Genomic DNA, 13347 nt, shown 5'->3' with positions numbered 1-13347 from the left:
TCCAGTGGGCCATGGACGGCCCATCTGGACCGACCCCGGAACGGCGCTGGCGTGAGCGGACCTGGAGTGAAGCGAAAGGCCGGATGGTGGGGCAAGCGTTTTTGGTTACTTATTTTGGCGACTGCAAAAAGTAACTCGCCCGGGTGGGCGAAACAAAAACTCTCCAAACACTCAATAACCAGCCATGGCACCTACTAAACAAGCGTGAGGCCTTGCAATGTTGGGCTTCGCTAACGCTCAACCCAACCTACAGGCGTCTTCTGCACAAGAGGTCGGATTGCGACGGTCGACCGCCACAACCCAACCTTCCCCTTACCCCCGCTGCAACACCCCGCGCATGGAGCCGAAATGCCCCGGGAAGGAACAGAAGAAGGTGTATTCCTTGCCCGCTTCCAGGGCCCCGGTATCGAAGGTCACGGAGTCCTTCTCGCCGCCGCCCAGCATGCGGGTGTGGGCGATGATGCGTTCGTCGCCCTCCGGCAGGTAGCCCTTGTCTTCACCCGCGTTCATGCCGGCGGCGTCGACGGCCGAGGCATCGGTGGAGCGGGTCAGCACCCAGTTATGGCCCATGACGTTCTTCGGCAGGCTGCCGTTGTGGATCAGCTCGACGGTAAAGGTCTTGCACGAGGCCGGGACCTGAATCGAGGCGCGGCTGTAGGTCATCTGGTCGCCGGCTTCGATCTGGGTGGTACAGCTGTCGGCGGCCCAGGCGCCGGTACTTCCCAGGGCGAACAGTGCGGCGGCAAAAAACGTGGATTTCATGAACCCTCCGGATGCGTGAAAGTCGCCAGTCAGACCGATGCGAGGGTGGCGGGTTCCAGCGGCCATGGCAAGGGCACGGCTTCGCTCTATCGCCTCCATCGAAACCTTTGCCAGGTCGCCGGGCCTCAGCTCTGGGTACTATCCCTCCATCATCCGCCAGCCAAGGACGCCCGCCATGACCCTTACCGCCCTGCTGCACGAGTTGTTCGCCAACTATGCCCAGGCCGCCAGCGGCAATGCGCCGGAGGTCGCTTTCCTCGCGCGATGAGGGTGCTTTGCTCCGGCGGAGCGGGCGGCTAGGCTAGGCGCTTTGCCTGCCTAGGAGTCCCCATGTCGCTGAAAACCGTCTGTGTCTTCTGTGGCGCCAAGCCCGGTGCCTCGCCTGTCTTCGCCGAAGCCGCGGCGCACCTCGGGCGCACCCTCGCCGAGCGCGGCCTCACCCTGGTCTATGGGGGCGGCAAGGTCGGCCTGATGGGTGTGGTCGCCGATGCCGCCCTGGCTGCCGGTGGCGAAGTCATCGGCATCATTCCCCAGAGTCTCAAGACCGCCGAGCTGGGCCATACCGGCTGCACCCGCCTGGAAGTGGTCGACGGCATGCATGCGCGCAAGGCGCGAATGGCGGAACTGGCCGATGCCTTCATCGCCCTCCCCGGCGGCCTGGGCACCCTGGAAGAACTCTTCGAGGTCTGGACCTGGGCTCAGCTCGGCTATCACGCCAAGCCCATGGGCCTCCTGGAGGTCGATGGCTTCTATGCCCAACTGGAAGGCTTCCTCGATCACCTGGTCGCCCAGGGCTTCGTCGCCGCGCCGCATCGCGCCATGCTGCAGGTGGAAGCTTCACCAACGGCCCTGCTAGACGCCCTCGCCGCCTGGCAACCCACGGTGCCACCGCGCTGGGCCGAAGCGGCACCCCGCTAGCGCCGGTACACCGCCCGTCCCGGATCTCGAACCCTCGCCGCTTGTGGCCTGTCGGTACTGACAGGCCCGCAAAAGTTACCGCGACGAGGATTCTTCCATGACCGATTTCCCCAAAGCCCCGATGCCGGAACAGCAGCAGGCCGTTCCCGGCCTGCAATCGCGCATGAATCCGGTACCGGATTGCGGCGAGCAAAGCTACAAGGGTTCTGGCCGGCTGGCCGGCAAGAAGGCGCTGATCACCGGTGGCGACAGCGGTATTGGCCGTGCCGTGGCCATCGCCTTCGCCCGTGAGGGCGCCGATGTCGCCATCAGTTACCTGAACGAGGACGAAGACGCCGAGGACACCGCCCGCCTAGTGCGCGAAGCCGGCCGCGAGGCGCTGCTGCTGCCGGGTTGCCTGTCCAAGCGCGAGCAGTGCCTGGCAGTGGTGGACCAGACCGTGGCCGCCTTCGGCCGTCTCGATGTGCTGGTCAACAACGCCGCCTTCCAGATGACCCACGAGACCCTCGAAGAGATTCCCGACGACGAGTGGGTCTACACCTTCGATGTAAACATCACCGCCATGTTTCGCATCACCCAGGCCGCGATAAAGCACATGGGCCCGGGTGGCTCCATCATCAACACCACCTCGGTGAATTCGGACATGCCGCGGCCGACACTGCTGGCCTATGCCACCACCAAGGGCGCCATCGCCAACTTCACCGCCGGCCTGGCTCAGCTACTCGGCGAGAAGGGCATCCGCGCCAACAGCGTGGCTCCCGGCCCTGTCTGGACTCCGCTGATCCCGGCCACCATGCCGCCGGAGCAGGTCAAGGAATTCGGCGGCAACACCCCGCTCGGCCGCCCCGGCCAGCCGGTGGAACTGGCGCCGGTCTATGTGATGCTGGCCTCGGACGAATCCAGCTACACCTCGGGCGCGCGCATCGCCGTCACCGGCGGCAAGCCGATTCTCTGACCAGCCCTACGCCCCGGCACAGGCCGGGGTCGCCCCTTCTTTCTTCCGTATCCGGAGCCCGCTCGTGAGCGACCATCCCAAACCCCCGCTGAAACCCCAACCCCAGACCTTTCCCGGTTCCGAAGCACGCATGGATCCGCAACCCGACAGCGGCGCCGCGAGCTACCGCGGCTCGGGTCGCCTGGCGGGCAAGAAGACCCTGATCACCGGTGCCGACAGCGGCATCGGTCGCGCCGTGGCCATCGCCTTCGCCCGTGAGGGCGCCGATGTCGCCATCGCCTACCTGGACGAGCACGAGGATGCCCAGGAGACCGCCCGGCTGGTCACCGAGGCCGGGCGCCAGGCCGTGCTGCTGCCGGGCGATCTGGCCGAGCGCCAGACCTGCCTGGATGTGGTGCAGAAGACCGTCGAAGCCTTTGGCCGCATCGACGTGCTGGTCAACAACGCCGCCTTCCAGCAGGTGCGCGACAGCCTCGACGAGATCCCTGACGAGGAATGGGTGCATACCTTCAACGTGAACATCCATGCCATGTTCCGCATCACCCAGGCGGCGCTGAAGCACATGCCACGCGGCGGCTCCATCATCAACACCGCGTCGATCAACGCCGACATCGCCCCGCCGACCCTGCTGGCCTATTCGGCCACCAAGGGCGCCATCGCCAACTTCACCGCGGGTCTGGCGCAGCTGCTGGGCGACAAGGGCATCCGCGCCAACAGCGTGGCCCCCGGCCCGATCTGGACGCCGCTGATCGTCAGCACCATGAAGCCGGACGAACCTGAGCAATTCGGTAGCAGCACGCCGCTGGGTCGCCCTGGCCAACCGGTGGAACTTGCGCCGGCCTATGTGCTGCTGGCGTCCGATGAGGCGAGCTACATCTCCGGTGCCATGCTGCCGGTGACGGGCGGCATGCCGGTGCTCTAAAGGTTTTGGCCGGGGTGCCTGGGTTTGCCCTCACCCCGGCCCTCTCCCGGAGGGAGAGGGGGCGATTGGACTCCGTGCTCCGTAGGCTGGGTTGAGCGCAGCGAAGCCCAATACGAGGTAGCCGGCAGTGTTGGGCTTCGACGATGAAGCCGTCTCAACCCAACCTACGGGGTTTCCACCCTGCGAATCCATGTTGGAGACTAGAAGCTTCGGTCAAACGCCCCCTCTCCCTCCGGGAGAGGGTTGGGTGAGGGCCGCATGGATGTCCTACGGCTGCAGGTAGCGCACCATCGCATCGCCGATCATGGTCTTGTGCCGGCGCAGCACGGCCGGTTCTTCCATGTCGATGTCGTGGATGTGGCCGAAGGTGTGCCGGTTGGAGACGCGATAGAAGCAGAACGAGCACATCAGCAGGTGCACATCCACCGCGTCCAGTCCGCTGCGGATATCGCCGCTGGCTTCGCCGCGCGCCAGGATACGGCGCAGGGCCTCCAGTGCCGAGGAGTTGAGGCTGGAGATGGTCTCGGACTGCGCCAGGTGGCGACCACGGTGGATGTTCTCGATGCTCACCACGCGGATGAAGTCGTCGTGGCTGCGGTGGTGCTCGAAGAGGAATTCCGCCAGGGTGCGGATCGCCTCCAGCGGCGGCAGGCGGTCCAGTGGCAATTCGGCCTCGTTGCCGCGCACGTCGCTGTAGAGCTTTTCCAGCACCGTCAGGTAGAGCTGCTCCTTGCTGCCGAAATAGTAGTAGATCATCCGCTTGGAGGTATGGGTGCGCTCGGCGATGGCGTCCACCCGCGCCCCGCTCAGCCCCAGGTCGGCGAACTCGGCCACGGCGGCAGCGAGGATGGCCTGGCGGGTCTTCTCGGGATTGTTCTTGCGCGGGGTACGGAGTGTAGGCGCGAGCGCCGGGGTGTCCTGCATCGGGCTGACTCTTGTCGGAGGAGAGGCGCGGGCACCCGCAGGTGCCCGCCTGGCTCAGAATTCCAGGGGCGCCGGACGGCCCTGGCGGGCCTGCAGCATGGCCGCCAGCCGGACCGGGCTATTGGCCGCGCCGTAGCCACTGTAATCCTTGCGCTGGAGGATTTCGAAGAAGAATCGGTCGGCGAAGGACTCGGTGTAGACGTGGAACAGCTCGCCACCCTGGGCGTCACGGTCGTAGAGCACGTTGTAGTAGGCCAGCCGACTGAGGAAGTCGTCGTCGAAATCGAAGCGCGCGCCCAGGTCGTCGTAGTAGTTCATCGGGATCTCCAGCAGGGGTACCCCGGCGGCCTTGGCCTGTTCCACCGCCTGGAAGATGTCCTGGCAGGCGAAGGCGATGTGATGCACCCCCGAGCCACGATAGCTGGACAGTGCCCGGGCGATGGCGGTGTTGCGATTCTCCGAGATGTTCAGCGCCAGGCGCACGCTGCTCTCGCGATTCTTCAGCGCACGACTCTTGACCAGGCCATAGGGGTCCGGGACCACCACCTCGTCGTCGGCGCTGAAGTCGAACAGGCTCTTGTAGAACAGCACCCAGCTGTCCAGCGCATCGGCCGGCAGGGCGATGGCCACGTGGTCGACATGGGTCAGACCGAGCCCTCCGCTGGCGCCGGCGCTGACATCGAAGTCGGTGTCGTAGAGACTGCGGCCGTCCACGCCGCGATCGGCGAGATAGATCAGGCTGCCGTCCGGTGCCCGCACCGCCGGGATTTCCCGCTCGTTGGGGCCGACCAGGCCGCGATAGGGCTGCGCCCGGTACTGCTGGGCACGCTCCAGGGCGGCCTGGCTGTCCGGCACGCGCAGGGCCATGGCGCACAGCGAGGGGCCGTGGGCCTCGAAGAAGTTGTGGCCGAAGGAGTAGGGTTCGGCGTTGAGCACCAGGTTGATCTCGCCCTGGCGCAGCAGGGTGACGTTCTTCGAGCGATGCCGCCCGGCCTGGGCGAAACCCAGCTTGCCCAGCCAGCGCGCCAGTTCGGCGCCATGGCCGTCGTCCACGGCGAATTCGAGGAATTCGGTGCCTTCCAGGCGCGGCGCCGCGGGCGGGGCGAACAGCGGCGCCGCGACCGGGGTCTCCTCGCGCTGCAGCCGCGCGGCGGTCTGCTCTTCCAGATAGAGCAGGGATCTCAGACCATCGGCTGCGGTGGCGCGGGTCTGGGCGGCGCGGAAACCGTCGTTGAAGATCTCCAGCGACAGCGGTCCCTGGTAGCCGGTCTGCAGGATGGGCGCGAGGAAACCGGCCAGGTCGAATTCGCCCTGCCCCGGGAAGCAGCGGAAATGCCGACTCCACTCCAGCACGTCCATCTGCAGCAGCGGCGCATCGGCCATCTGCACGAAAAAGATCTTGTCCCCCGGGATCTGCGCGATGGCCGCCGGATCGCCGCCGATGGACAGGGTGTGGAAGCTGTCGAGCAGCACGCCGAGATTGGGATGATCGACCGCCTTCACCAGGCGCCAGACCTGCTGCCAGGTGTTGACGTGGCGCCCCCAGGCGAGGGCCTCGTAGCCGATGCGCAGTTCGCGCCGGGCGGCGCGCTCGGCCAGCAGTTGCAGGTCGTCGGCGATCAGGCGCTCGTCGCCGAGGCTGTCGGCGGCGGTGTTGCTGCACACCAGGATGAGGTCGGTGCCCAGTTCCTGCATGAGGTCGAACTTGCGCTCGGCGCGGTCGAGATTGCGCTGCAGGCGCTCGCGGCGATTGCCCTCGAAGTCGCGGAACGGCTGGAACAGGGTGATGGCCAGCCCCAGGTCCTGGGCGCGCTGGCGGATCTCCCGCGGGCTGGCCCCGGAATACAGCAGGTCGTTCTCGAAGATCTCCACACCGTCGAAACCCGCCGCGGCGATGGCCTCGAGCTTCTCGGTCAGGGTGCCGCTGATGGATACGGTCGCGATGGAACGCTGCATGCCGGTGCTCCTGTGTTGGACGGCCACGCCGCGGGACATGCGGGCGGGTGGCGCGGATTCGTCGGGTCTGGCACCGATTATTCGTGGCACCGCGAGGCCCAACAATGGATTATGTACGAACCGGTTAGTTTCTGTTCGCTGATCGAACATTTGGTCATCCGGCGAATTGACCGGGCCCGGCAGCGCCTCGCACTATGGATCGCAGAGCCCAGCGCTCGTCGCTTCCGCCGCGTCGACCATAACAAGACAAACAAGAGTGTGCGTCCATGCCCCAGCTATCCACGTTATCCTGCGTGCCCCGTCGCGTCTGCAGTCCCACCGCGCTCAGTCGGCGACGGCCAGGCTAGGTCCTCTCGTCCTTTCCATCTTCGGCTCCCGCGACCCGAGCGAGTTCGTGCGCGGCGCTGAAACCCTCCTGGCCTGACAATAAAATTCCGGAGACAACCATGGCCACTACCGCCTCCCCCACCCCCGGCTCCCAAGCCAAGAAAGCCACCGCCAGCGGCTGGATCGGCTCGGCGCTGGAATACTACGACTTCTTCATCTACGCCCAGGCGGCGGCGCTGATCTTTCCGCAGATCTTCTTCCCCTCCAGCGATCCCAAGATGGCCATCGTCGCCTCCCTCGCCACCTATGGCGTGGGCTATCTGGCGCGGCCGGTCGGCGCCTTCGTGCTCGGTCACTGGGGCGATACCCGCGGTCGCAAGAACGTCCTGCTGCTGTGCATGTTCCTCATGGGCATCGCCACCATGGCCGTGGGCCTGCTGCCCACCTACCACCAGATCGGCATCCTCGCGCCCATCCTGCTGGTGGTGCTGCGCCTGATCCAGGGCTTCGCCGTGGCCGGCGAGATCTCCGGAGCCAGTTCCATGGTGCTCGAACACGCGCCCTTCGGCCGACGTGGCTACTATGCGAGCTTTACCCTGCAGGGGGTGCAGGCCGGCCAGGTGATGGCCGCCGCGGTGTTCCTGCCGCTGGCCTACTTCATGCCCGCCGATGCCTTCAACAGCTGGGGCTGGCGCATTCCCTTCCTGCTCAGCGCCTTCGTCCTGCTGGCCGGCTTCATCATCCGCCGGGAAGTCCATGAGACGCCCGCCTTCGTCAAGGAAGAAGCCAAGACCGGCACCGCCACCGTGGCCAGACGCTCGCCCATCGGCGAAGCCCTGACCACCAGCTGGAAGGCCATGATCCTGGTCGCGCTGATGGCGCTGATGAACGTCATCCCGGTGGTGGCCACCATCTTCGGCGCCGCCTACGCAGTGCAGCCGGCCTATGGCGTCGGCTTCGACAAGAGCGTCTACCTGTGGATACCGGTGGTGGGCAACATCGTCGCCGTGCTGGTGATCCCCTTCGTCGGCAACCTCTCCGATCGCATCGGCCGCCGGCCGACCATGATCGGCGGCGCCCTGGGTTCGGGTCTGCTGGCCTTCGGTTACCTCTATGCCATCAGCATCCACAACCTGCCGCTGGCCTTCCTCATGTCGCTGCTGATGTGGGGCGTGGTCTACCAGGGCTACAACGCGGTCTTCCCCAGCTTCTACCCGGAGCAGTTCCAGACCCGCTACCGTGTCTCGGCCATGGCCATCGCCCAGAACATCGGCACCATGCTCACCGCCCTGCTGCCGGCCCTGTTCGCCCTGGTCGCCCCGCCCGGCACCGACAACATCTGGCTGGTAGTCGGTGGCCTGGCCTTCGGCGTGACCTGCCTGTCGGCCCTGGCGGCCTACCTGTCGCCGGAAACCTACCGGGTGCCCATGAGCGACCTGGGCAAGCCGGGCGCCGTGCAGATGGACAAGCACGCCTATGATACGGCCCGTCAGGACAGCCTCAAGGCCAGCGCCTGACCCCTCGCGAGCCCTCGCCTGGCGAGGGCTCCGCCCTGCTACCCTGGTAGCCTTGCCGTAAGACATACGTTGTCATATAACTACTCGACCGAACGCCTCGGTCGCTGCTTTCCGATAATTCAAATAAGAAAGGAATCCCTCATGTCGCCTGCACCTTCCTAGCCGTACCTCGCACCACCGCCCTACCCGCCCTCGTCAGATGCCGCCTCCGCGCCGGCAGGGCACCCCTTACCTACAAGAACAAGGAATACCATGAGCACTCGACTCGCTTCCGGCCGGCTCACCCGTGCCTGCGCCGCCTTCGCCGCTCTCGCCAGCACCACGCCACTGTGGGCCGCGGACGGTTTCATCGAAGGCACCAAGGCCACGCTCAACCTGCGCAACTTCTATTTCAATCGCAACTTCGTCGATCCGGCCTACACCGCGCAGAACAAGGCCGAGGAATGGACCCAGAGCTTCATCTTCGGCCTGACCTCCGGCTACACCCAGGGGCCGGTGGGCTTTGGCATCGATGCCCTGGGGCTGTATTCGGTCAAGCTCGACGGTGGCGCCGGCACCTACGGCACCCAGCTGCTGCCGACCCATGCCGGCAACGAACCGGCCAAGGATTTCGGCCGCCTGGCGGTGGCCGCCAAGGCCAAGGTCTCCAAGACCGATATCAAGGTCGGCGAGTGGTTCGCCGTGCTGCCGATCCTCAGGTCCGACGACGGCCGCTCGCTGCCGCAGACCTTCCAGGGCGCGCAGATCCACTCCACCGAGATCCAGAACCTGGAACTCTGGGGCGGCCAGATGCGCCAGAACAGCCCGCGCAACGACGCCAGCATGGAAGACATGTTCATGCAGGGCCGCGCCAATGCCACCTCCGACCGCTTCAACTTCGTCGGCGGCGAATACAAGTTCAACGAGAAGCGCACCCAGATCGGCCTCTGGTACGCCCAGCTCGAAGACATCTACAACCAGAAGTTCATCAACCTGATCCACTACCAGCCGGTGGGTAGCTGGACCCTGGGCGCCAACCTCGGCTACTTCATCGGCGACGACGACGGCTCCGCCCGCGCCGGTGCCCTGGACAACCGCACCGCCTATGCGCTGCTCTCGGCCAAGCAGGGCGGCGGTACCTTCTATGTCGGCCTGCAGCGCGTCAGCGGCGACAGCGCCTGGATGAGGGTCAACGGCACCAGTGGCGGCACCCTGGCCAACGACAGCTACAACTCCAGCTACGACAACGCCCGGGAGCGCTCCTGGCAGGTGCGCTACGACCACAACTTCGCCGCCTTCGGCGTGCCGGGTCTGACCCTGATGAACCGCTACCTCAGTGGCGACAACGTGCACACCGGCACCATCACCGACGGCAAGGAATGGGGTCGCGAATCCGAGGTGCAATACGAGGTGCAGAGCGGCCCGCTGAAGAAGCTGCTGATCCGCTGGCGCAACTCCAGCATGAGACGCGACTACAGTGCCAGCGGCTCCTTCGACGAGAACCGCATCATCCTCAACTACCCGATCTCGGTGTTGTAGGAAACGCGGGTGCGGCTGCCCGGGTGGCAGCCGCACCCATGCCCGGATCGACCAGACCCTATACTGTATAAAAATACAGACATCGAGGTCTGCCCGTGACCCAGCCCCAACGCCCGCCACGGGGTCGTGGCACCGCCAGCAATCCGCACAATCGCTTTGCCGCGACCCGCAGCGAGAGCGAGCACGACGGCTGGTACGAAGAAGCCACCCCGCTGACCTTCACCACCCGCGTGCGCCAGGAAACGGCCAAGACGGTGATCAGCCGCAACCAGTCGCCGGATGTCGGCTTCGATCGTTCGGTGAATCCCTATCGCGGCTGCGAGCATGGCTGCATCTACTGTTTCGCCCGTCCTTCCCATGCCTACTGGGACCTCTCGCCCGGTATCGACTTCGAGACCCAGCTGATCGCCAAGACCAATCTGGTCGAGCGGCTGGAGGCGGAGCTGAGCAAGCCGGGCTATCAGCCGCAGCCCATCGCCCTGGGCATCAATACCGACGGCTACCAGCCCATCGAGCGGCAGTACCAGCTGACCCGTCAGGCGCTGGAGATCCTGCTGCGCTATCGCCATCCGGTGACGATCATCACCAAGAGCGCGCTGATCCTGCGCGACCTGGAGCTCTTCGTGCAGCTCGCCGAGCGCAACCTGGTGCGCGTCGCCTTCAGCCTCACCACGCTGGACTATGACCTCAAGCGCATCCTCGAACCGCGCACCGCGGCACCCCAGGCCCGGCTGCGCGCCATGCGCACGCTGCACGAGCACGGGGTGCCGGTGAGCGCCCTGCTGGCGCCGATGATTCCCATGATCAACGACCATGAACTGGAAGCCCTGCTGGAGGCGGCCCGCGACCACGGCGCTCGCTCGGCCGGCTATACGTTGTTGCGGCTGCCCCTGGAAATCGTCGAGTTGTTCGAGAAATGGCTGCAGACGCACTTTCCCGAACGCGCCGCCCATGTCATGAGCCTGATCCGCCAGTCGCGCGGCGGGAAGAACTACGACAGCCGCTTCGGCATCCGCATGAAGGGCGAAGGCCAGTTCGCCGCACTGCTGGCCCAGCGCTTTCGCCTGGCCCGCCGACGCTTCGGCCTGGAGCGCCGCGAGGGCGAGGGCCTGGACTGCAGCCAGTTCGCCCCGCCGGGGCAGCAGCTGGGGTTGTTCTAGCACCGGCGCCGAACGGACTGCCCCTCACCCCAACCCTCTCCCAGAGGGAGAGGGAGAAAGGCAGCGCATACCCCGTAGGTTGGGTTGAGCGCAGCGAAGCCCAACGATCCAGCCATCCTCACTCCAGCCCTCTCCCAGAGGGAGAGGGGGGAAAAACGAGGCGCGCCCCGTAGGTTGGGCTGAGCGCAGCGAAGCCCAACGATCCAGCCATCCTCACTCCAGCCCTCTCCCAGGGGAGAGGGAGAAAGGCAGCGCACGCCCCGTAGGTTGGGCTGAGCACAGCGAAGCCCAAAGATACAGCCACCCTCACTCCAGCCCTCGCCCAGGGGAGAGGGCGAAAGGCAGCGCACGCCCCGTAGGTTGAGCTGAGCACAGCGAAGCCCAACGATCCAGCCATCCTCACCCCAGCCCTCTCCCACAGGGAGAGGGGGAAAAGCGGCACACACCCCGTAGGTTGGGGTGAGCGCAGCGAAGCCCAACAGCGTGGCATCCCTCACCCAGCCCTTCCCACCCAGCTGCTAGGCTAGACGGCTGTGTCCCTCTCTGGAGTCGCCATGACCGCCCCTATCCCGCTCACGCCGGCCCAGGCCGTTGCCGCCGGTATCGACTTCGCCGAACTCAAGGTCGATGCCAGCGGCCTCTACTGGAGCCAATACGACCCCACCGATGGCGCCACCCGCCTCTGGGTTCGCGAGGCCGGCGCGGCGCCGCGGTGCCTTACGCCGGCGGGCTTCAGCCTGCGCAGCAAGGTATACGAATACGGCGGCGGTGCCCTTTGCCTGGGTGACCAGGGACCGCTGTTCGTCAACGAAGCCGACCAGGCGGTCTATCGCCAGCCGCGAGAGGGCGGCGCGCCCGAATGGCTGGCCGGGGGCGAGGCCTGGCGCTACGGCGATCTGCACTGGGATGGCGTCCGGCAGCAGGTGCTGGCGGTCGAGGAGGATCGCCGCGAGCAGCCGCCGCGGCATCGCCTGGTCGCCCTGCGTGCCGGTGGCGCGCGCCAGGTGCTGGCCGAAGGCGCGGACTTCTACGCCGCACCGCGCACCAGCGCCGACGGCCGCCGCCTGGCCTGGATCGAGTGGGACCGGCCCCACCAGCCCTGGACCCGCGCCCGGCTGCTGACGGCGACGATGGATACCGCAGGACGCCCCGGGGCGCCCACCGTCGTGTCGGCCGACCCCGACGAATCGCTGCAACAACCGCTGTTCGACAGCGAGCAGCGGCTCTGGGCGCTGAGCGATCGCCAGGGCTGGTGGCAGCCCTGGTGCGCGTCCGCGGAGGGCTTCGCGCCCCAGCAGGCACCCGCGGCGGATCACGCGGCGGCGCCCTGGCAGCTGGGCGGTAGCAGCTGGTTGCCGACCGCGGAAGGCTGGCTGGCGACCTGGCAGGAAGACGGCTTCGGTGTGCTTGGCGAGCGCCGGGCCGCGGGCGAGACCCGCCACCTGGCCACAGACTTCAGCCGCTTCCGTGGCCTGGCCCTGGACGACAATCATTGCTATTGCATCGCCGCGGCGCCCACACGCCCCTCGGCGGTGCTGGCCATCGATCGCCGGAGTGGTGCGGTGGAGATCGTCACCGGTGGCGTCGCGCCCCTCGGCGACAGCGCCATCGTCGCGCCCCGGTCGCTGAGCTATCCCAGTGGCGACGGCCAGGCCCAGGGCTTTCTCTATCTGCCGGAACGGCAGGGCGAGGGTCCGCCGCCGCTGCTGGTCAGCATCCATGGCGGACCCACCTCCTGCACCTATCCGGTGTTCGATGCGCGCATCCAGTTCTGGGTCCGCCAGGGCTTCGCCGTGGCCGATCTCAACTATCGCGGCAGCAGCGGCCACGGCCGGGCCTATCGCCAGGCGCTGCACCTGCGCTGGGGCGAGGTGGACGTGGAGGATGCCTGTGCGGTGGTCGCCTACCTGGGCGCCCAGGGCCTGGCGGACCCGGCGCGCGCCTTTATCCGCGGGGGCAGCGCCGGTGGCTATACGGTGCTCTGCGCGCTGGCCTTCCGCGACGTCTTTCGCGCCGGCGCCAGCCTCTATGGCGTCAGCGATCCCCTGGCGCTGGCCAAGGCCACCCACAAGTTCGAGGCCGACTACCTGGACTGGCTGATCGGCGATCCCGAAGCCGATCGCGCGCGCTACGAGGCACGCACCCCGTTGCTGCACGCGGAGGGCATCCAGGCGCCGGTGATCTTCCTGCAGGGCCTCAAGGACGCCGTGGTGGTCCCCGCCCAGACCGATGCCATGGCTGCGGCGCTGGAGGCACGCGGCATACCGGTGGTGGTCAGGCGCTATCCCGACGAGGGCCATGGCTTTCGCCGGGCGGTCAACCAGGCGGACGCCCTGGAACAGGAAGCCGCCTTCTATCGTCGCTGGCTATGAGGAAGGCGCGCTCAGA

At 66.8% G+C, this 13347-nt stretch carries 10 protein-coding genes; 7 read left to right on the top strand and 3 right to left on the bottom strand.

The genetic code is table 11. The features are described 5' to 3' along the window. Positions 1–312: 312 nt before the first annotated feature. Positions 313–762, bottom strand: coding sequence for an azurin (gene azu / locus PVZ72_RS16535; protein WP_273862497.1), 450 nt, complete (start codon positions 760–762; stop codon positions 313–315). A gap of 330 nt (positions 763–1092) precedes the next feature. On the opposite strand from azu, the gene PVZ72_RS16530 reads away from it, so the two are divergent. The 3 genes from PVZ72_RS16530 to PVZ72_RS16520 all read left to right on the top strand — a co-directional run bounded on the left by PVZ72_RS16530 (position 1093) and on the right by PVZ72_RS16520 (position 3557). After that, on the top strand, positions 1093–1680 hold the full coding sequence (locus tag PVZ72_RS16530) for a TIGR00730 family Rossman fold protein (RefSeq protein WP_273862496.1): 588 nt from the start codon (positions 1093–1095) through the stop codon (positions 1678–1680). A 97-nt stretch (positions 1681–1777) separates the two neighbouring features. Beyond that, on the top strand, positions 1778–2635 hold the full coding sequence (locus PVZ72_RS16525; protein WP_273862495.1) for an SDR family oxidoreductase: 858 nt from the start codon (positions 1778–1780) through the stop codon (positions 2633–2635). Positions 2636–2699: 64 nt separating this feature from the next. Further along, positions 2700–3557, top strand: a complete 858-nt coding sequence (locus PVZ72_RS16520; protein WP_158896319.1) for a glucose 1-dehydrogenase — start codon at positions 2700–2702, stop codon at positions 3555–3557. 267 nt (positions 3558–3824) lie between these two features. Here the strand turns inward: PVZ72_RS16520 and PVZ72_RS16515 are convergent, their stop codons facing one another. Next, a complete protein-coding gene (locus PVZ72_RS16515; RefSeq protein ID WP_187981126.1) occupies positions 3825–4481 on the bottom strand; it encodes a TetR/AcrR family transcriptional regulator in 657 nt (218 codons plus the stop codon). A 54-nt stretch (positions 4482–4535) separates the two neighbouring features. Continuing rightward, positions 4536–6437: a 3-dehydroshikimate dehydratase QuiC gene (gene quiC, locus PVZ72_RS16510; RefSeq protein WP_273862493.1), complete on the bottom strand. Its 1902-nt coding sequence runs from the start codon at positions 6435–6437 to the stop codon at positions 4536–4538. 446 nt (positions 6438–6883) lie between these two features. On the opposite strand from quiC, the gene PVZ72_RS16505 reads away from it, so the two are divergent. From PVZ72_RS16505 to PVZ72_RS16490, 4 genes are all read left to right on the top strand, one after another. Further along, positions 6884–8281, top strand: coding sequence for an MFS transporter (locus PVZ72_RS16505; RefSeq protein WP_273862492.1), 1398 nt, complete (start codon positions 6884–6886; stop codon positions 8279–8281). Positions 8282–8533: 252 nt separating this feature from the next. Next, positions 8534–9799, top strand: coding sequence for an OprD family porin (locus tag PVZ72_RS16500; protein WP_273862491.1), 1266 nt, complete (start codon positions 8534–8536; stop codon positions 9797–9799). Between the two features lie 95 nt (positions 9800–9894). Next, positions 9895–10959 (top strand): PA0069 family radical SAM protein, encoded by a 1065-nt coding sequence (locus PVZ72_RS16495; RefSeq protein WP_273862490.1) that lies wholly within the window; start codon positions 9895–9897, stop codon positions 10957–10959. A gap of 554 nt (positions 10960–11513) precedes the next feature. Continuing rightward, positions 11514–13331, top strand: a complete 1818-nt coding sequence (locus tag PVZ72_RS16490) for an alpha/beta hydrolase family protein (RefSeq protein WP_273862489.1) — start codon at positions 11514–11516, stop codon at positions 13329–13331. Positions 13332–13347 lie beyond the last annotated feature (16 nt).

Origin of the sequence: Pseudomonas sp. LA5, assembly GCF_028640825.1 — a bacterium.
Taxonomy (GTDB): domain Bacteria; phylum Pseudomonadota; class Gammaproteobacteria; order Pseudomonadales; family Pseudomonadaceae; genus Chryseomonas; species Chryseomonas aestiva.
Note: the sequence above shows the minus strand (reverse complement) of the source record. Positions and strands in the feature narration are given on the sequence as shown.